Annotated in this window: 17 protein-coding genes, 1 pseudogene and 1 CRISPR repeat array; all 18 genes and pseudogenes read right to left on the bottom strand. The window is 36.8% G+C overall.

Going from position 1 to position 19,861, the window contains the following annotated elements:
• Nucleotides 1–7: 7 nt before the first annotated feature.
• Nucleotides 8–925 carry a DUF535 family protein gene (locus tag HMPREF9200_RS01535; RefSeq protein ID WP_009353028.1) on the bottom strand — a complete coding sequence of 306 codons (918 nt, stop codon included), beginning with the start codon at nucleotides 923–925 and terminating at the stop codon, nucleotides 8–10.
• A 194-nt stretch (nucleotides 926–1,119) separates the two neighbouring features.
• Nucleotides 1,120–1,569 (bottom strand): deoxyuridine 5'-triphosphate nucleotidohydrolase, encoded by a 450-nt coding sequence (locus HMPREF9200_RS01530; RefSeq protein WP_009353037.1) that lies wholly within the window; start codon nucleotides 1,567–1,569, stop codon nucleotides 1,120–1,122.
• 12 nt (nucleotides 1,570–1,581) lie between these two features.
• A complete protein-coding gene (locus HMPREF9200_RS01525; RefSeq protein WP_009353039.1) occupies nucleotides 1,582–3,651 on the bottom strand; it encodes a polyribonucleotide nucleotidyltransferase in 2,070 nt (689 codons plus the stop codon).
• A gap of 499 nt (nucleotides 3,652–4,150) precedes the next feature.
• Nucleotides 4,151–4,978: a CRISPR direct-repeat array (repeat unit 36 nt; unit sequence GTTTGAGACATTTACAGAATCACACTACTCTCAAAC).
• Between the two features lie 66 nt (nucleotides 4,979–5,044).
• Complete coding sequence (gene csn2, locus HMPREF9200_RS01520) at nucleotides 5,045–5,719, bottom strand: type II-A CRISPR-associated protein Csn2 (RefSeq protein ID WP_009353043.1); 675 nt, start codon at nucleotides 5,717–5,719, stop codon at nucleotides 5,045–5,047.
• Nucleotides 5,716–6,021: a CRISPR-associated endonuclease Cas2 gene (gene cas2, locus HMPREF9200_RS01515; protein WP_038144438.1), complete on the bottom strand. Its 306-nt coding sequence runs from the start codon at nucleotides 6,019–6,021 to the stop codon at nucleotides 5,716–5,718. Before cas2 ends, csn2 begins: the two co-directional genes overlap by 4 nt.
• Before the next feature lie 4 nt (nucleotides 6,022–6,025).
• Entirely contained in the window at nucleotides 6,026–6,904 is an 879-nt protein-coding gene (gene cas1 / locus HMPREF9200_RS01510; protein ID WP_009353029.1) for a type II CRISPR-associated endonuclease Cas1, read from the bottom strand.
• A gap of 8 nt (nucleotides 6,905–6,912) precedes the next feature.
• On the bottom strand, nucleotides 6,913–10,275 hold the full coding sequence (gene cas9, locus HMPREF9200_RS01505; RefSeq protein WP_009353052.1) for a type II CRISPR RNA-guided endonuclease Cas9: 3,363 nt from the start codon (nucleotides 10,273–10,275) through the stop codon (nucleotides 6,913–6,915).
• A gap of 34 nt (nucleotides 10,276–10,309) precedes the next feature.
• Nucleotides 10,310–11,041 carry a type II CRISPR RNA-guided endonuclease Cas9 gene (gene cas9 / locus HMPREF9200_RS08915; protein ID WP_009353032.1) on the bottom strand — a complete coding sequence of 244 codons (732 nt, stop codon included), beginning with the start codon at nucleotides 11,039–11,041 and terminating at the stop codon, nucleotides 10,310–10,312.
• Between the two features lie 509 nt (nucleotides 11,042–11,550).
• Nucleotides 11,551–12,246, bottom strand: a complete 696-nt coding sequence (locus HMPREF9200_RS01500; protein WP_009353030.1) for a TVP38/TMEM64 family protein — start codon at nucleotides 12,244–12,246, stop codon at nucleotides 11,551–11,553.
• Nucleotides 12,247–12,273: 27 nt separating this feature from the next.
• Nucleotides 12,274–13,503: an aspartate kinase gene (locus tag HMPREF9200_RS01495; protein ID WP_009353040.1), complete on the bottom strand. Its 1,230-nt coding sequence runs from the start codon at nucleotides 13,501–13,503 to the stop codon at nucleotides 12,274–12,276.
• A gap of 271 nt (nucleotides 13,504–13,774) precedes the next feature.
• Complete coding sequence (locus tag HMPREF9200_RS01490) at nucleotides 13,775–14,170, bottom strand: class II SORL domain-containing protein (protein WP_009353050.1); 396 nt, start codon at nucleotides 14,168–14,170, stop codon at nucleotides 13,775–13,777.
• Between the two features lie 199 nt (nucleotides 14,171–14,369).
• The gene (gene cobO, locus HMPREF9200_RS01485) at nucleotides 14,370–14,903 is read right to left on the bottom strand and encodes a cob(I)yrinic acid a,c-diamide adenosyltransferase (RefSeq protein ID WP_009353048.1); all 534 of its coding nucleotides are present in this window, start codon (nucleotides 14,901–14,903) and stop codon (nucleotides 14,370–14,372) included.
• Nucleotides 14,904–14,982: 79 nt separating this feature from the next.
• Nucleotides 14,983–15,585: a signal peptidase I gene (gene lepB, locus HMPREF9200_RS01480; protein ID WP_009353044.1), complete on the bottom strand. Its 603-nt coding sequence runs from the start codon at nucleotides 15,583–15,585 to the stop codon at nucleotides 14,983–14,985.
• Between the two features lie 51 nt (nucleotides 15,586–15,636).
• The gene (locus HMPREF9200_RS01475; protein WP_038144435.1) at nucleotides 15,637–16,473 is read right to left on the bottom strand and encodes a YitT family protein; all 837 of its coding nucleotides are present in this window, start codon (nucleotides 16,471–16,473) and stop codon (nucleotides 15,637–15,639) included.
• A gap of 44 nt (nucleotides 16,474–16,517) precedes the next feature.
• Nucleotides 16,518–16,940: a hypothetical protein gene (locus HMPREF9200_RS01470; RefSeq protein WP_009353046.1), complete on the bottom strand. Its 423-nt coding sequence runs from the start codon at nucleotides 16,938–16,940 to the stop codon at nucleotides 16,518–16,520.
• A 10-nt stretch (nucleotides 16,941–16,950) separates the two neighbouring features.
• Nucleotides 16,951–18,132, bottom strand: a complete 1,182-nt coding sequence (locus tag HMPREF9200_RS01465) for a DUF3084 domain-containing protein (protein WP_009353051.1) — start codon at nucleotides 18,130–18,132, stop codon at nucleotides 16,951–16,953.
• Nucleotides 18,133–18,305: 173 nt separating this feature from the next.
• Nucleotides 18,306–19,397: an LptF/LptG family permease gene (locus HMPREF9200_RS01460; RefSeq protein WP_009353054.1), complete on the bottom strand. Its 1,092-nt coding sequence runs from the start codon at nucleotides 19,395–19,397 to the stop codon at nucleotides 18,306–18,308.
• Nucleotides 19,398–19,405: 8 nt separating this feature from the next.
• Nucleotides 19,406–19,861: pseudogene (locus HMPREF9200_RS01455) on the bottom strand (ABC transporter ATP-binding protein); the annotation flags it as partial.

Genomic DNA, 19,861 nt, shown 5'->3' with positions numbered 1-19,861 from the left:
TATCCTCCTATTGGTTGCGCAAGAAAGTCTTTCCTTGCTGTTGAACTTCTTCTATAAAAGTATCTAACATTTCATAGCGTTTGCGATACATATTTCGTTTATGTGTTTTCGCTGTTTCGTAGGTTTTCCGTTCCTCTTCTAAAGGAATCACAAAGAATCGAGAGTCTTGTTCCCATACATGTCCCCCTAATTCTTCCCAAAAGTCATCAAATTTCACTAATTTATGACGATTGAAACGAATCAAATGCGTATTCGTATAGAATCCTTCATCGGACACTGCATACAAGGTCTCAATACCTAAGCAAGTGGCTAATTGACGTAATAGAAAGAACATAAAATTTTTAGGACGATATCCATGCATTGTTTTCGTTAGCTTCTTCGCCTTATCTAAGCCCTCTTTATAGCCTTGTATAGTACCAACCCAAATACATGGTTGTCCCGATGGATCCACACCTAATCGGAAGTTGATATGATAAATTCCATCCCCTTCGTAGGTTAAGAGCAAACTTAGCAGTCCTTCTTTACGTTGTCCCGGCATATATTGTAAGGTAGCTTCTAAAGCTAATTCTTCAGAATGCCATAAACTAATTCCACTTTCAGAGGGACTGTACAAGCATCGAATCGCATCGTCTGTCACATATTTCGGTAGCATATCAAAATGTTGTGTAATACAGTTTAATCGTTCTTGAGCCGTAGATTCCTTATACAAGAATACACGATTAATAATCTCCCAAATACCTTCTTGATCTTGTAACAAATTTGGATAGCTATAGTAGTGTTCAAAATAGGCTTCCAATTGTTTCAACTGAGATTTATTTTTATAGGAACGGGCAGTGAATAAAAAAATACGTCGTTTTTCACGCCAGCTATGATATCCATAGATTCTTTTACCTAATTCCCATTGTTGTTTTGCATATGTAAACACGGTTCATCCTCCTTAGGATAGACTATATCAAGCTATATTATACTCCATTTTAACAATGAAATTCAATGTGTACCCCTCATAGGTCATAGCATTTTCTATGAAAGTATAGTTTCATAAAAAACTAGAGAGTCCTAAGACTACGTCTTAAAACTCTCTAGTGAAAGAAATGTTGTTACATTCCCTAGTATATGTTGTTATTTACTTCCTGTACTACCGATACCACCCGTACGAATACCCCGTGCATCGTCATCATTGGTCAGTAAGTATTTAGAGAAGATACCTTGTGCTACTCGTTCCCCTTTTTCCAAGGCAACAGGAGCATCTGTGATATTGTACACAGCAATCATAATATGACCTTCGTTATCTTCATTGTTATAGTAATCAGAGTCAATAATCCCTGTACTATTTGTGAGCATCAAACCTCGTTTAATAGCCATGCTCGAGCGAACGTGGATCGCCAAATATTCATCATAATGCATGAACGCTTTCAGTCCTGTAGGAATCAATACCGTTTCCTTAGGACCTACCACAACAGATTCTGCACATTCAATGTCATAGCCTGCACTTTCAGAAGTCTTACGCTTCGGCAAATTGATGCCTTGCCCTTCAAAAGCAGACACTACTTCAAATCCACGAATATCCATAGTGCACCTCGATTATTTCAATAGCTCTTTGCGAGACAAGTTAATACGACCTTTGTCATCGATTTCGATAACTTTGACCATAATTTCATCGCCTACATTCACTACATCTTCTACTTTTTCCACACGTTCTCTTGCTAATTGAGAAATATGAACCAAACCTTCTTTACCTGGCAATACTTCTACGAAAGCACCGAAGTTCATCAAACGAGTGACTTTACCCATGTACACTTCGCCTGCTTCCACTTCTTTTGTCAAGTTCGTAATGATTTGGATTGCTTTTTCAGCTGCTTCCGCTTCTACTGCAGCAATGGAGATTGTGCCATCATCTTCGATGTCAATTTTAGCACCAGTTTCTTCAATAATGCCACGGATGACTTTACCGCCTGTACCGATAACATCACGGATTTTATCTGGATCAATTTTCATCGTTACAATGCGAGGAGCCCATTTAGACATTTCTTCACGTGGTGCTTGGATAGCTTCCATCATTTTACCCATGATGTGCATACGACCTTTGTGAGCTTGTGCTAATGCTTCTTCTAAAATTTCACGAGATAGACCAGAAATTTTAATATCCATTTGAATCGCAGTCACACCTTTTGTAGTACCTGCTACTTTGAAGTCCATGTCGCCTAGGGCATCTTCCATACCTTGGATATCTGTTAGGATCGTGTAATGTTCATCTTGTGTCACAAGACCCATCGCAACACCAGCTACTGGTGCTTTGATTGGCACCCCTGCATCCATCAAGGATAAAGTGGAACCACATACGCTGGCCATGGAGCTAGAACCATTGGATTCTAACACTTCAGATACTAAGCGCATCGCATATGGGAATTCTTCTTCTGTTGGAAGTACGGCTAGTAACGCTCTTTCAGCTAAGGCACCATGACCAATTTCACGACGTCCAGGACCACGAGAGGAACGAGTTTCCCCTACGGAGAAAGATGGGAAATTGTAATGGTGAATGTATCGTTTTTCTGTATCTAATCCAATGCCATCGATGGTTTGTTTTTCAGACAATGGAGCCAAGGTACAGATATTTAATACTTGTGTTTGACCACGTGTAAATAAGCCAGAACCATGCGTACGTGGCAAGGCGTTAACGCGACAAGAAATAGGTCGAACTTCATCTAATTGACGGCCATCTGGACGAATTTTTTCTACCGTAATCATATGACGTACAATTTCTTTCACCATTTTTTCTAATGTAGCATAGATATCGCCTGCTTGCTCTGGGAATTGTTCCTCAAAATGAGCCAACACTTCTTCGAACACAGCTTGTTGTTGCTCTTCCCGCTGCACTTTATCTGCACAGCGTACAGCTGCATCTAATTTGTCATGTGCATAGGCACGAACTGCTTCTGCTACCACTGGGTCTACTTCTTTAATTGGGAATGTGCGTTTTGCATGACCAATTTCAGCTACCATAGTTTCTTGGAAAGCTACGATGTTTTTGATTTCTTCGTGAGCCCTCATGATCACTTCTAAGATGATGTCTTCAGGAATTTCGTTGGCTTCCCCTTCTACCATCAAAATCGCGTCTTTCGTACCCGCTACTACCATATTTAATGTAGTTGCTTCTAATTGTGCTTTAGTTGGGTTCACCACAATATTGCCATCTACAAGACCCATGCGCACACCAGCGATAGGACCTGCCCATGGAATATCGGAAATGGATAATGCTGCAGAAGCACCAATCAATGCACAGATTTCAGGTGCATGGTCATGATCAACAGATAATACAGTAGCTACTACATGTACTTCATTACGGCTACCTTTATCGAACAAAGGACGAATTGGGCGGTCAATCAAACGGCTATTCAAAATAGCAGACTCTGGTGGACGTGCTTCACGTTTAATAAAACCACCTGGGAATCTACCAACAGCATACATTTTTTCTTCGTAATCTACTGTTAATGGGAAAAAGTCAATATCTTTTGCCTCTTTAGATGCCGTTGCTGTAACCAATACAACCGTATCACCATATTGTACTAATGCAGAACCACTTGCTTGTTTTGCTAACTCGCCAGTTTCGATTGATAACGTGCGACCAGCAAGTTCCATTTGGAATCGATTCATTCCATGCCTCCTGTTTAATTCTTTATCCTTAAAAATCTTTATAGTTGTTATTATACACGAGTGGAGAGGGAAATACAATTTACTGATAATGGTTCATGAAAGTTTATAAAAAAAAGATTAGACTGTGTAATCCCAGTCTAATCTAGCCTCTCATATATTCAAACGTATCATTTTCATAAAAAACATGTTTGGCATTCTTCCTATTATAAACATACTATTAATTTAACCTTTATACATGCACAAGTTACATGTGGTTACCCACATAATTAAGAGATTGAGACATTTACAGAATCACACTACTCTCAAACCACACTTTCAGCTAAAGTTTTAAACCTTACTATATCGCAAGGTATGTAAACTTTATATGTATTTAGTTGATACCTTTTGAAAATATATATCAGCTACTGATAGTATATCATATTTTTGAAAATAGTTGATACTTATTATTAACATTTAATTACTTATAAGTAAAGAATATGGCTATACCCTAGAAATTTTAGCTTGAAAAATTTATAGAATCACACTACTCTCAAACAATAACTCTGGATTATTTAAATCTTCTTCCGTTTGAGACATTTACAGAATCACACTACTCTCAAACTTATAAGCGTATGTATAATCATTAAGTGATGTTTGAGACATTTACAGAATCACACTACTCTCAAACGGTTTTTAGAGCCTTTATCTGTTCATCTAAGTTTGAGACATTTACAGAATCACACTACTCTCAAACAACTTGTATGCCATGGGAAAAAAGGCGTTAGTTTGAGACATTTACAGAATCACACTACTCTCAAACCGCATGCATTGTTTCTTCTCTTATACAATTGTTTGAGACATTTACAGAATCACACTACTATCAAACTCCTATACCGTTTCAACGGTTTCACCTCCTGTTTGAGACATTTACAGAATCACACTACTCTCAAACATGTAGTACGGGTTCTCAAACCCAGCAGCAGTTTGAGACATTTACAGAATCACACTACTCTCAAACCGGATACCTGATTTAGTCTTAGCCGATGTAGTTTGAGACATTTACAGAATCACACTACTCTCAAACAATGCATCTAACAATACATTTTGCACGCAAGTTTGAGACATTTACAGAATCACACTACTCTCAAACTATAACGTGGGTGTGCATTCTAATTGGAATGTTTGAGACATTTACAGAATCACACTACTCTCAAACGTACGTCTTCCGTTTCACCTACGGCATCCTGTTTGAGACATTTACAGAATCACACTACTCTCAAACAGTGTTCCGTAATTCTAACTGGTTGTTTTAGTTTGAGACATTTACAGAATCACACTACTCTCAAACCCCAAATACAAGTTCAGGGCTCCAAAGCTTGTCCAGTCACCACCAAGTGTAATCCTGTAAATACCGTTAAATCAAACAGAAGTCATTATCTAAAGTATATCCGTTAATTAAGGATTTATCAATATCTTGTAGTCCATATGAACCTGAAGATATACATAGAAAACATAGCTGTTTAGCTAATATAGTATTAAAAAATTGATCTAATTCCTCTAGGTCTAAATACAAATCTATATTCATAATTACAAATAAATCTGGATCTAATAATTCATGAACAATATCAATGTAGTCTATTAAACGAGCCACTGTATCTGTATCACTTTCATGTATTTTAAATCCTCCTAACTTAATAAGATCCGCTGCTACAATTTCTTCTTTATGTTCAAGTGCAATGTTGGCTCCAAACTCTAATTTATAGAAGAACTGATGCAGCTTACATACTACATCGTGCAAATCTTCCATCATCAAATTACTTTCTTTCACTAAATTAGCATTCAACTTTGTTAAGATTGTTTTACTATTTACATCTACTTGAATGGGGTTCATGATAATATGAAAAGACTTATCAATTGCTATCCTTTCAGCATTCACATTATATATCCAAGGTCCTTCTCCCCCATTATATTGCTCATATAATTCTAGAATCATATGTCGAAAAACACTATGCTTTTCAATACATAAATAGTTAACTTTTGTACTATTCAAGTCTATCTCAATGGTTGAATCCTGATAAAATAGCTTCATAGGACTATCACTCTTTCTGTTGTATCTAACACTTCAGACTGTGTTTCTCCTATCAATATTTCCATTTTAGAATATTGCTTTTCAGTTACGGTTAATAAACAAATATTTCCATCTGCTGGTTTATGTTCTCGAAGTTGTTTTTCCAGCAATTTAACACTTGTTGTATTTAATACCAACTTCACATACACCGATTCTTGTAGCATAATAAATCCATTTACTAGTAAATATTTCCTAAAATCACGATAGGCTTTCCTATGAACCGATGTTTCTGTCGGTAAATCAAACATTACGAATACTCTCATAAATCTATAGCTCATATGTAATAAACCTAATTAAATCTGGGTCCTTATATGTCAGTGCATCCAATACACTTTTGCAATAGATTCCTATGGCATCTTTTAAAATAAAGCTAGTACCTTCTACTTTTACATCTAAAGCTAGTAAACTCACTAGACTAAGTTTTTCTTCCTTTCCAAACGCCTTAGGGGCTAAGTCGACTATTTTGTTATCCACAAATACTCGTAATACCTCTACTAGGTCTGACCCTAAATTGTAAGAATTAAATTGATTTCGATGATTAATTCCCAGTTGTGTTATATATCCATTTCTAACAATCTCACGATTAACAGCAGATAAAAATATAGTGTACCCATAATCCAATCCAGCATTAATAGGGTTTTCTTGCTCTCTTGTAAAAGTACTGCCAAACAAGCTATTAAAATATACTTTCGCTGCATGTCCTTCTCTCTGAGTTATGTCATTAAAGCATATACCATCAATATAGCCATATAGCATATTGGTTTCATTAGTATGCCCATTCTTTTCAAGCACACGGGCTTGATTATGAATCTTCTCAGCTACGATACGACTCCAAATATGCCCCTTAATTTCATCATCCCAGTTAGCTTGTTCGCGGCATCGTTTACTTGTATTATGACAACCATATAATGGCATTACTTCACTACTAGGATTCCTCTTTTCATCGCAAAAAACTATTTTAACTTTAGCTTTTACTAATGCATTGAGAAGCACCGCAGTTAAACTAACTGCCGTAGATTCAATAATCACCATGTAAATCTCATCAATAAACACTTTCTTTACATCGAATCCCTGCCGAACAATCATATAATTCATCTTAAAATCAAGTTTTGACTGCTTAGTGATAACTACCGTGCGCCAACTCATAGTGTCTCCTATTTTATTTTAATTTCTTGTTCATATAAGCCTGTGATAGAGGTTGTAATAACGCTAAATTGTTCCGTATTAGATATATTAATCCCTAGTGTAGAACGAGAACTAGTCATGCCAATTTTTGTAATATCTCGTTTTGTTTTAAAGTTCGTTAACACATTCAACACTTCCAATAGCACACTAGCTTGTTCCTCTAAAGATAATGCTATGAATGTATCAAAGCCAACTGTTCGAAACTCTTCTAATTTATTTCCTTTCATCTTAGAAAATAGAGGAGTATCAAGTTTTTTTAACAACTCTTGATATAGGGCAATATTTTGTTCTTTACTAACTGTAACCTCTTTATGATTATAAGATGTTTTTATATTCTCAATACGGAATGTTTTTGGGTTTTCTATCTTTTTAATAGCTACTTTTTCTAGCAATTTAATATATACACTCGATGTTATATCCATTACCACATCAACCGCACTATCGATAGAAACATTAGAGCCTGTTTTACCACCCATATAATAAGTAAAACCATTAATATTTACTTTACTACCAATATATAGTCCTCGATATAGTATTTGGATATCTACCACTGACGCAGGTTTTTTACATGTAGATAAATATGCCTCTTCTATTGCCTTATGAATATCTTTCTTACCTGCTATATAAAGTGGTAAGGAAAATATTTCAATTCGATCTTGGTCCGAAGTATCCCTGATATTCAAAATAATATATTCAGAAATGGTAATCGATGTTCTTCCGCCATATTTTTCCACATCTCTTACACGTTCATCAGATGATTTCAATGGCAGATATACACCACGTTTAGCGATTCCTTTTTTATATATAGTTTCATCAGATAGACCACCTTTTTGAGGTACCGCCCGTTGTGTAACACGTACATCATTACTTTTCATCATCTTTTTCACTATGTCCATATGAATATTAGGATCCCAGATCACCTTCTTAGATTCTTCTGTTAATTTAATTTCATATTCAAATATTTTTGTTAAATTATAGGTACGACGTGTCCCTTTTTGTTTAGCAAAGGATAAAAAGTTTTTCGTAAACTTTTCATGATACACATTGCCTACTACGATATTTAGGTATGCATCTTTTGCATGATGATGGTGATTAATAGAGCGCACTTTTACAAAGTCATAATCGTGCCTAAAATCAGATACATTTTCTGCTTTAGAAAATACTACTTCTGTCTCTGGATACAGTTGATGTAATAAAGTAGTAACCGCCTTAACAGACTGATTCGTAGATACCATCTGACGATTGATAAACTGATTGAGTTCCTCATCGGTTAAGTCTGTTGTACGAACTAAACGATCATATTTCTTTTCGGAAATAAATCCCCTATCCCATAATAATTTCCAAAATCCTTTTTGCTTAGATTGAATAGCCGATAAAATTGGAAACCGGTCTGTTTTCTCTGCATTTAATTGTTTTTCCACTAACACAATATTATGCCAACTGTCATCCTTTGTTAAGCTACGTGGATATATATGGTCGATATCATACTTATCTGTAAACAATTCATGAATATCGATTCTACGGCCAGAATACATACACCGCCCCATTTGTGTAAAGTATAAGTATAGCTTTTTACTATTCAGAGCAGAATCTTCTTTAGATTCCAATTCTTGTTGCAAAACATGTACATCTTCATCTTTAATTTGTTTATATAACTCTTCCAACAGTGCTTTTCTAGACTGAGTCCGTTTTTTATCCGCTTTATTTGTGCGAGCTACTTCTACAAATATTTTCTTTGGTAGTTCTTTACGTATAGATACGATCTCATCAAGGATGCGCAATGTTTGCCATACGCTACGTTTTACCATCGGCGATAAGGATAAATCTTCTAACATTTCAAATGCTGTCTTTTCTTTCTCCCCCAATACGTTTGTCACATATTCTTGGACCACATCAATGAAAGAATAAGAAGAGCTCAATAGTTGCATCAAATTTTCCTGCCCCTCACGCATATGCTCAATGATAGTACCTGCTTCTGCATCGTCATCATTCTTTTTCATACCCCAAATATCGGACAAGAATTTTTTAGACAATCTACCCCAACCTGTATAGGTAAGTTTCCCTAATTTTTTAATTTGTTCTGTAGTAAGACGATCTCCATAATAGTTTTTCAACACTTGTCGCAACATATCTTTACTTTCACCAAAGATAGTGATATATCGAATGATATCTTCTGCCATGGCATGGTCAAAATGTTCCCCTAGGATACGAGTCATATCTCTGTGGGATGTTAACTTCGTAGCAATCTGTTGGTCCATGCCTGTGATGATAGGCGGTTGTGACACATAGTTATTATCTACTAAATATTTTGCCACCACTTTTTTCGTAGCTGTTTTACTATCTTGCAAGGATATAAAATGGTCTCGGATAAATGCTTGTTTCACATCTGCAGGTAGTGGTTTATCGTTGACACGAATATTGTTCAATTCATTCAGCAACGAAAACTCCGCATAGAGCAAGGAATATTTAGGTAACACATCTTGGTCGATTAAATAAGTACATTTGTTAGTTAAGTTTTCAATGAATTTAACCGCCGATGCTTGGACGTCAACTTTTTGTTCAAAGTTCCATGGCAATACTTGTCCTGCTTCTTTACGGACAACCCAAGCAAAACCACCATTTTCAATGGAGTGTGTTGGATTCAATGGCCCCACATAATACGGGATTTTAAATTCTAAGATAGATATAATTTTATCCGCTACCGTCAATCCATTTTCCACTTTATTTAAAAATGGAAAATTCACCGTAGCCTTGTCTAAGATGCGTACTAGTTCTTCTTTGTGTAATTGATAAGGTACTACTCCATTTTTACTGATTCGTTGAAGTGGTAAAAATGTTCCTTCTTCTAGTTTCTGTACTATACGTCTTGTATGTTCTGTTTCTGGTAATACAGAGACTACTTTTCTAACATACTTATAAAACTCTTCTTGTGTTGCAGAAGTATTACCATTCACGCCTTGCTTAGTATATTTAACATAATTCGTACCTTTATCTGTATCCACAACAAACATATCATCATATAGTTTTCTGTCTTCTTTCAGCACAGATTTTAAAAGCACTAGATCTTCTTTATGTTGATTATAGGATTCTATTTTTGCCTCTGACAAAGATTGTCCAGGCTTTATAATAGAGCTAATCACAATGATATCGTGTAAAACCTTACATTGATCGACAATAGCAAATCGGTCACCCCAAGCATCTTCATAAGCATCCCGTACATCCTCATAGATACCTTCATGTAAATTAATACTCTTAAATTCTTTTTCTTCTGGAAGTATTACTTCTATATCCTCATCTGTAAATAGATTGACCAAATTAGCTTTAAAGCCCATAATGAGATAAGCCCAAGCTTTTAACCTATTTTTTCTACACTGGATAGTTTTTTCCTTGTGTAATCAATGGCTCTATCTGCTTTACCTTTTCACCTCGTACAATACCTCTATCTAGCACTAAATTGGCTATAGACTGGAGCACACTTGCATCCTCCACATAGCTTCCAAAATCTAGTTCTTCTAAAGTAGATCTAAGGACCGAATACATCTCTCCATCAATAGAAAACTCTTTTCTACCATACAAGAAATTCCCTCTATATTTTAAGATATGATGAATCCCCAAGAATAACAAACGAATGTCTTTTGTACCAGAGGTCATCAAATGATGACGCAAATGATAGATAGTAGGAAATTCCTTGTAGTAATCAATATCTGTGTAATCTTTGTCCATGAACAGTGTATATTTCACTGGATTTGTTTTATCTTCTACATGATATTTCGATTCATGAAGTCGAAGAAAAAAAGTATCATCCGCAGCATTGATAGCCTTAGCAAATAATTCTTCTAATAGTAACAAGCGAAATTTACGACGTTGCAGACGACGACGAGCAGACCGCTTCATACGTGTATCAACAGCTGTTTGTGCCTCTGCAAACAGTCTAGATCCCCACATTTTATGAGATTTAAATTTCAACAACTCATATTGCTCATTTGTCACAGCCCAACCAACAGAGTTTGTACCAATATCGAAACCAATAAAATAATTTCCTCTTTTGAAACCTTTATGCGTGCAAATCTGATCCTTGTATTTGTCAAAATCACTCATTGTACTTCTCCTTTTCCATACAACATAACCGGCCTCACACAATACAACTGTAAGTATTCATTACCATACCTTAAAATGAATATTGCCATATATTATTTAACTTCATTATACTACTAAAAAATCCTTGACTCCATATCTTTTTCTGTATACAATAAAGGTGTCTCAAGGAGCTGAGACATTTACAGAATCACACTACAAGTTCAAATACGAATTTATTTTCATCGCCCTTGGGGCACCCGCTGTGGGTACTTAACTCAATTCATTAAGAATTGAGTTTTTTATTATCCTTCTTTTAAAGCACGATACCATACATAAATCATATTACGTTATACTAACGACTAAACAAAGTATCATAAGACCGAAAAAAGGAACGTTGATCAAACAGTATCAACGTTCCTTTTTATATATTTACTCGTATATTAAGATCATAGATTGTCCTAGTAAATACCTCACTGTCTCAAACAGTGAGATACACCAATCCTACAAATAGTAGGAGGCATCATTTTATATTACCGCTGTTTAGCCCACCGTTGGTATCCTTTCCACAACAGGAAATAGATAACCGTAGCAATGAGCACCACTACTGCCAATCGTCCTAGATTATCTTGTAACAGCACCGTATCATGACCCACAATCACTTCTAGTGCGGTAGATGGAAACTTACCAATCAAGTTCGCAATGATGTAATCCCGTAAGGAGATTTGACTAATGGCTCCTAAGGCTGTGATGATTCCACTTGGAAAATATGGAATAGATCTAGCAAAGAGCATCATAACTAAACCATTTTTACCGCTAAAGTCATCTACTTTCAGTAAAAACTCGCTCTTTTCGATGACCTTATGTGCCGTATCTCGTAAAATGTAGCGCATAATCATAAAACTAAGCACCACACCTACAGTCTCTGCTAACCAAGAAATAATAATCCCCGGCACCACACCAAATAGCAAGCCATTGGCTGTAGAAAAGAAGATGGATGGTAAAAATCCCAATGCATTGATGAGCACATCCAGAGCAAAGCTTATCACCATGGCCCATGGCCCATAGGATTGTAATACCTCTGCCATGCGTTGTACATCACCAGAAAGGATTAATTCCCACATATCATCATAGAAACCTGGAACAAGGACGTACACTAGAAGACCCAGTGCTACTAATCCGCTTAACAACCCTAGTTGTATATACCGTTCCTTTTTCTTATCATTCATTCCTATACCTTCTTTTCTAATTGTTACTTAACCTCTGCCGTCTAAAATTAATTTATCGTGAATAGCTCGTACAGCTGTTTTAATATGTTCCTCTCCGATAAGGCAGGAAATACTGATTTCAGATGTACTGATAATCTCGATATTCACACCTTCATCAGATAAAATACCAAACATTTTTGCTGCTACACCTGGTTGTCCCAACATACCAGCGCCGATGATGGAAACTTTTGCCATATTTTCATTAATGACACATTCTTCGATAGACATGGATTGACCAAGCTCTTCAAGTACTTGTTTCGCTAAATTTACATCATCACGTGTAATGGTAAACACGATATCCGTGCGCTTGTCATCTGTAGTGCGAATACTTTGTACGATCATGTCTACATCAATGCTCTTATTTGCCAACGCTTGGAATACTTGATGCGCCACACCCGGTACATTTTCTACACCTACAAGACTTACTTTTGCTACATTTGTATCATCTGCAACGCCTGTAATAGCGTATTGATTTGCTTTCATTGTATACTCCTCTCGAATTATCGTGCCTTCTTCATCACTGAAAGTAGATCGTACATGAATTGGCACCCCATACCGATGTCCCATCTCGACCGCTCTTGGTTGCATAACCCCTGCTCCTAAGCGGGCCATTTCTAGCATTTCACCATAGGTGATTTCTTTCAATTTCACGGCTCCTGGTGCCACTCGTGGATCTGTGGAGTATACCCCATCTACATCTGTAAAGATTTCACATACATCGGCTTTCATAGCGCCTGCTAATGCTACGGCTGTTGTATCAGAACCGCCACGACCCAATGTAGTAATGTCCCCAGCTTCCGTCATGCCTTGGAAACCCGCCACAACCACAATGTTACCCGCTTCTAAAGCATCTAGCACACGTTTCGGTTCAATATCTAAAATACGTGCTTTACCAAAGGTATCGCTAGTCGCAATCCCAGCTTGCTCACCTGTCATAGACACCGCTGCATGACCTTTTGCTTGGAATGCTAATGCCATCAATGCAATCGTCACTTGCTCACCGGTGGACAAAAGACGGTCCATTTCACGGCCATACGGCATAGATGTGACTTCTTTCGCCAACCTCACCAAGTCATCTGTTGTATCGCCCATAGCTGAAACAACAACCACAATACGATCATCTGGTTGTTTGTCGCGCAACACGCGATTTACAATGTTAAATATTTTTTCAGGTGTCGCTACAGAGCTACCACCAAATTTTTTCACAATTAATGCCACTGAAATCCCTCATTTATAAGATACAAAGTATAAAATAATATCTATATTAATCTACCATACTACGCTACTAAAGTAAAGGATTTTTGTAATATTTTACTATTTTTATCATACATTTGTCTTTTTAAGGTAGATATTTCTATATATATTTTTACTATATTATACAACAGTCTATGCCTATACAAATTCTATACGTAATAATAAAGGACTGTCATCCCTTACTAGGGGTAACAGTCCTTATCATAATCAATTCAGTTAGATGTCTAATCCAAAATTAGCCTTCTACTACGATATCTTTTTCAGATTCCCATAAGCCGTGGATGTTGCAGTAAGAAGTTGCAATCAAACGACCAGATTTTTTGAAAGATGCAGTAACAACACCTGCTGCTTCCGCATGTACAGGACCTTCGTTAGCACCTGTAGGAGCTTCACCGTGTACATTGAACTCAAGACGAGCTACTTCGTAAGGAAGTTGTGTACCTTCTTCTACATAGTACAATTTGATCCAAGAAATATGATGTTCTACAGTGTTAGGATGAGCAATTTCTTTACCCACTTCTAATTCGATTACAACGCGTTCGCCAGCTTTAACAGTGTCAGGTGCTGTGATTACTGGAACATGTTTTTCTGTTGCAAATTCAGCTGTTTTTACATAATTTGTGATAGCCATAGGTATAACCCCCTTGAATTAATATCATATCCAAACATGGAAACCTTTCCATGTAAAGCACTAAATTAGTACACTATTATTGTACTTGTTTTTCTTCACTTACGCAAGAACTATTTTTAAGATTTTCGATGTGGTTTTTGCATACCCCTTTTATTTTATGCAACATCCAGTAGTCAACCATATACTTAGATTACCAAAGTTAAAATTCTATGCCACGCTTTGCTTTAATCCCTTGTTGATAGGCATGTTTGATAACTTTCATTTCCGTTACCGTATGCGCCAATTCAATAATCTCTGGGCGTGCATTTCGACCTGTTAAAATCATGTCTAATTTCTCCGGTTTTGTTTTGAGTAAATTCACTACTGTCTCTACATCTACTAAGCCATAATGAATAGCATAATTGATTTCATCAAGGATAATCAAATCCCATTGACCAGACTTCACTTCTGTTTCCACCATAGCCCACGCTTCTTTTGCTGCTTGTTGATGTTCCTTCATTTTTTCTTCTGATTCATCTTGCTTATGAAAGATGAACCCTTTTCCCATGGATCGAATCTCTACAGTTGGTAGTAATGCAATACCTGCTAATTCACCATAATTAGCACCACTTTTGATAAATTGTAAAATAAGTACCCTTCTGCCACATCCAGCTGAGCGTAGTGCTACACCTAAAGCTGCTGTTGTCTTACCTTTTCCATCTCCTGTATTGACTAAGATTAAACCTTCACCCATCTGTCTCTCCACCTTTCTTAGGATATATGGAAATCCCATGCCAAAGCACAGGATTCCTAATGATTGTATTGTATTATTGTTAGAATGGATTACGTATATGATACGCTAATTTACCAAGTACATGATCTACTGGTACAAATCCAATGAACCGACTATCTGAAGAATGATTACGATTGTCTCCCATGACAAATACATGTCCTTCTGGAACAGTAATTGGTAAGGAGCGTTCAAACTTCATAGTCTCTTTTTTAGTATACGGCTCATTTAGTTTGGTACCATTTCTCCAAACATGTCCTTCTTTAAATTCTAATGTATCACCAGGGCGACCAATTACTCGTTTTACCCATACATCATGACCTTGCAAAGATGGTACTACCACACTGGCGTAATTCATCAAAGGTTCCATCACATCATCTTTCCAAGAACGCTCTCGTTGCACACGACTATCAATGATAACGATATCTTCATAGTTTGGTACATCTCGCATTACATGAGACCATTTACTAATTAATAGGAAATCCCCATTATGTAAAGTATCCTCCATAGATTCGCCGGACACTCTCGTGGGCTGCACAATAAATATATGCGTTAACATGGCTACAATAAGAGCTACAACAATGGCTTGTAACCACTCACGAACTTCTTTCAAAATTTGACTTCCTATGGCTGTATCTTTTTCCATAGACCCTCCTATTCTAAGGATACGCAATGATACGTATCTTACAATTATCTATTAATGAATTGATTTTTTACCAAATTGACCACCAAATACATCATGTACATCATTGATGGTGATAAAAGCATTCTCATCCACTTCGTAAATAATATCTTTCAATTTTGTTAATTCCAATCGCGTCACAACACAATAAATAATACGCTTTGGAGTCTTAGTATAGGCCCCTTCACCGTACAATAAAGTAACACCACGACCTAAGCGATGCATCACTACATCAGCGACTTCTTCCGATTTATCAGTAATGACCATAACTCCTTTAGATTCTTCCACCCCAGTAATAACTAGGTCCATCATTTTGTAAGCTACAAAATAGGCAATCAAGGAATACATGGCACTATTCCAATCATATACAAATCCCGCTGCTCCTAAAATAAAGAAGTTCAGGAACATAACGATTTCACCTACGGAAAAGGAACTCTTTTTATCAAAAATGATAGCTACAATTTCAGAGCCATCTAAGGACCCACCATTTCGTATAATAATACCTACTCCAAGCCCCAGAATAATACCGCCGAAGACTGAGGCCAACAAGGGATCATGTACAATAGGAGGTACTTGATGCATGAAAGCAGAAAATACGGAAATACACGCTATAGCAAATAGGGTTGATATGGTAAAACTTTTACCAATTTGCATATACCCTACATATAAAAATGGTAGATTAATTAACATAACGAGTACACTAAATGATATACCAGATAACTTACTAGCCATCAAGGCAATACCTACAACACCACCATCGATAAGGTGATTTGGCACTAAAAATACATCTAGTCCATAGGTATAAATGGCCGCTCCAATAATCATCATAAAGTATCGCATAACCATATCCATTATCTTTCGTTTTCTGCTTTTATGTTCTTTCATCCTTTGGATACTCACTCCTCATTAACTAATAACCAACGTTCTCCAATAATCCATGCCGTAATATCATCGACCGGAACTGGAGGATATAACATGCCTTTAGGCACTAATTTTTTCCACCCTGTCGGTGGATGCACCTCAAAATAACGGCGCCTTGCCTCTTCTGTGGTATACTTTTCATTCATGAATGCAAATGCTCTTTCTTGTGATATTGCAAGTGTTTTAACTATGGATCCCACCACTTTGTGATTCGTTCCATTACCACAAACCATATAGGTTATTGTTGGATACATAGCCAGCAAAGTTTCTAATTCCTTTTGAACTGATGCAGTAGACACAATATCCATCATCACTAATTGAGCTGTTTTTGTTAGAATGGCAACGCCTGTTTTATCACGCCCTGGATCAACTGCCAATACGTAGGGTTCCAATACCATAGTCCACTCCTCACTGATTCACTGGAATGACACGTAACATTATTTGTACAGGTCCACTAGTGAAAGTATCTTCTCTTGTGACTGCCTCTAATCGTACGGGGCCACGTTGATTTTCTATTTTACGAATAGTAATAAATAACTCATTTCCCGGTAAAGAACCGACTTCACCTGTAATAGGATCTGGTAATATACCGTGTTTTTTCGCTTCCCCATTGACTTCTTTTAAAAATGCCAACACTTGGTCTTGCGCACTTTTACCACCATCTATCAGAGATGACCAAAGGACTGTATCTTTTTTGAAAACCATATCATGAGGATATGCATGAATTTCTGCTAGCGCCGGTTCTCCATAAATAATATTTGCTGAAGCAGTAACACGAATCATCAATGGTTTATCCGTAGAGGCTACTACTTTTGCTACTTCATTTAAGTTATCCCTGCTCACATAAATGACTGTCTTTTCTTCTTCCATTTGGAATCGATTTAAAATAAGACGATTCGTGTCTTTCAAGAAGCTTGTTAAGGCAGCCATACTTTCTACTTCTCCTAAGCCAGGTCGAATCACAGCTTGGGATAAAACTTCTCCATTACGGAATACCACGTTCCCTTCACGCACATGATTGATACCATCTTCTAATTGTTTCGTAGTTAATTGTAGATCTTGTACATGGCTTTCCAATTGTGTACGTACCTGTTCTAACCGTCCTACTTCTGCATTAGAGTTAACAAGTTTTTGTTCCGCTTCTGCATAGGCATCTTGAATCGATACTAATTGATCTCCCATGCTAGATAAAGCGCTGCGAGTTTCTTCTAGCTCTTGCTCCGTTGCTTGTACATCACTTTGTACCTTTTGCAATTGTTTATTTTTTTGATTCAATTCATCATTACTTTGTTGTAATGCCTTCGTTTTTTGATCTATATCTGCTGAAAGTTGCGCCATTTCAGCTTTCAATTTATCCATACCAAATAAAGCGGTCCGTACATTGTTTGAAGCAATACTCAACACGCCTATCGTAGCAGCAGAAATGAATATCCCCGTTACAATAGTCACAATAATAGATGTATGTTTAGGACGCAACCCAAACAAACTCATCCTCCGTTTCCCTACTTTAGTGCCGATTTTATCGCCTAAAAATGCAATTAATCCCCCCATAATGGTAATAATAAGGAGAATCCGTAGTCCTACTAACATGGTCATATACCTCAATGTAAAATACTAGTCCTATATCTTTACTTAGTATATCAAAATCCCTAGTACACTACAATGGTTATACAATAAAAGGTCTCCATATACTCATCTGCAATCAAGATATAAAAGAGTAGCATTACCTACTAAATTAGTAATGCTACCCCTGTAAAATCTTATTATTTAGATACTCTCCAGTTTAAATATAAACCAGCTAATACACCTAACGTATTAGGAATCCACGCTGCTAATACTGGTGGTAACGCCCCTCCTTTACCTAGAGCGCCAGACAATGTCATTACCCCATAATAAATAAAGATAACTAACACAGAAATGCCAAATCCAATAGAAGAGCTAGACCGTTGTTTTTGTAAACCTAATGGTGCTCCTACCAAGGCAAAAATAAAGCTTGCTACAGGAATAGTAAAGCGTTGATACATTTCCATTTGCCATTCTGTAATTTTACCACCAGTAGCCTCCATCGCTTTGATTTGCTGTCTAATCTCTTTGATGGTCATCTCTTCTGGCTTACGTTGAGATCGACTAATTTTATCTGGATCTTGCGTAATTGGCAATACTTGTTCTTCAAACTTCATAGTTCGATCAATACCCTCACCAGATGCATTAATATCATAAATAGTACCATCGTGCATAATCCAGTATTGACCGTTCCAATTCGCAGTTTTAGCACGTTCAATTTGTGTCACTTGTCCATCCGTAAATTGTTGCACTGTAATATCAGACAACAGTTTAGTAGAGCTATCATATTTACCTGCATACATTAAGGTGTTAATCTTTTTGTCCGCTAATGTTTTTAATACAATATGTTCCTGTGTTTGTGGAGTAGCACGTTTCATAATCTCCTCACGGATAATCGTTTGATACGCGTGGTTCGCTGCTGGCACTACATATTCATTAAATGCAATAGAGCAAAGAGAAATAAGAAATGCCATGATATATACAGGTGTGGCCAAACGTAAAAAGTTTTGTCCCCCCGCACGCATCACGATAATTTCACTACTACCACTTAATCGACCAAATGTCATAAGCGATCCTAGTAGGACAGACATAGGAAAGGTTAATATTACAATATTCGGTAATGCCAATAAAAAAGCTCTAGTCACAGACCATAAACTAGCCCCATATTCTGTAATATATTGGGCAATACGAAATAGCGTACCTGTTCCAATAAAAATGCTAGTAAAGGCAAAAATCCCAAACAGAAATGGCCCTATGAAAGCTTTCAATATATATTTATCTAAAATTCTCATACCCACTCCTACATTCGGAAATCATCACCTAAATAAACTTACGAGCCACATCGCTCGTAGCCACTTCATCGGCTGTACCTTCTAATAAAATCGTACCACTATTTAAAATGTAAGCTTTATCTACAATCCCTAATGTTTCACGTACATTATGGTCTGTAATCAGCACTCCAATCCCTCGATCTTTCAAATGACGAATAATAGATTGAATATCTGCTACCGCAATAGGATCAACCCCTGCAAAAGGTTCATCCAGTAATATAAACTTAGGATTTAAAGCAATGGCTCTAGCAATTTCTACACGACGTCGCTCACCACCAGACAACTGAATGCCCAAGCGGTCACGTACATGGGTAATATGAAATTCTTCTAATAAAGACTCCATGGTTGCCTTTTGTTCTACTTTAGAAAGATCCGTAGTTTCTAACATAGCTAAAATATTATCTTCAACGGTTAGATTACGAAAA

The sequence above is a fragment of the Veillonella sp. oral taxon 780 str. F0422 genome, from assembly GCF_000221605.1.
Lineage (GTDB): Bacteria > Bacillota > Negativicutes > Veillonellales > Veillonellaceae > F0422.
Note: the sequence above shows the minus strand (reverse complement) of the source record. Positions and strands in the feature narration are given on the sequence as shown.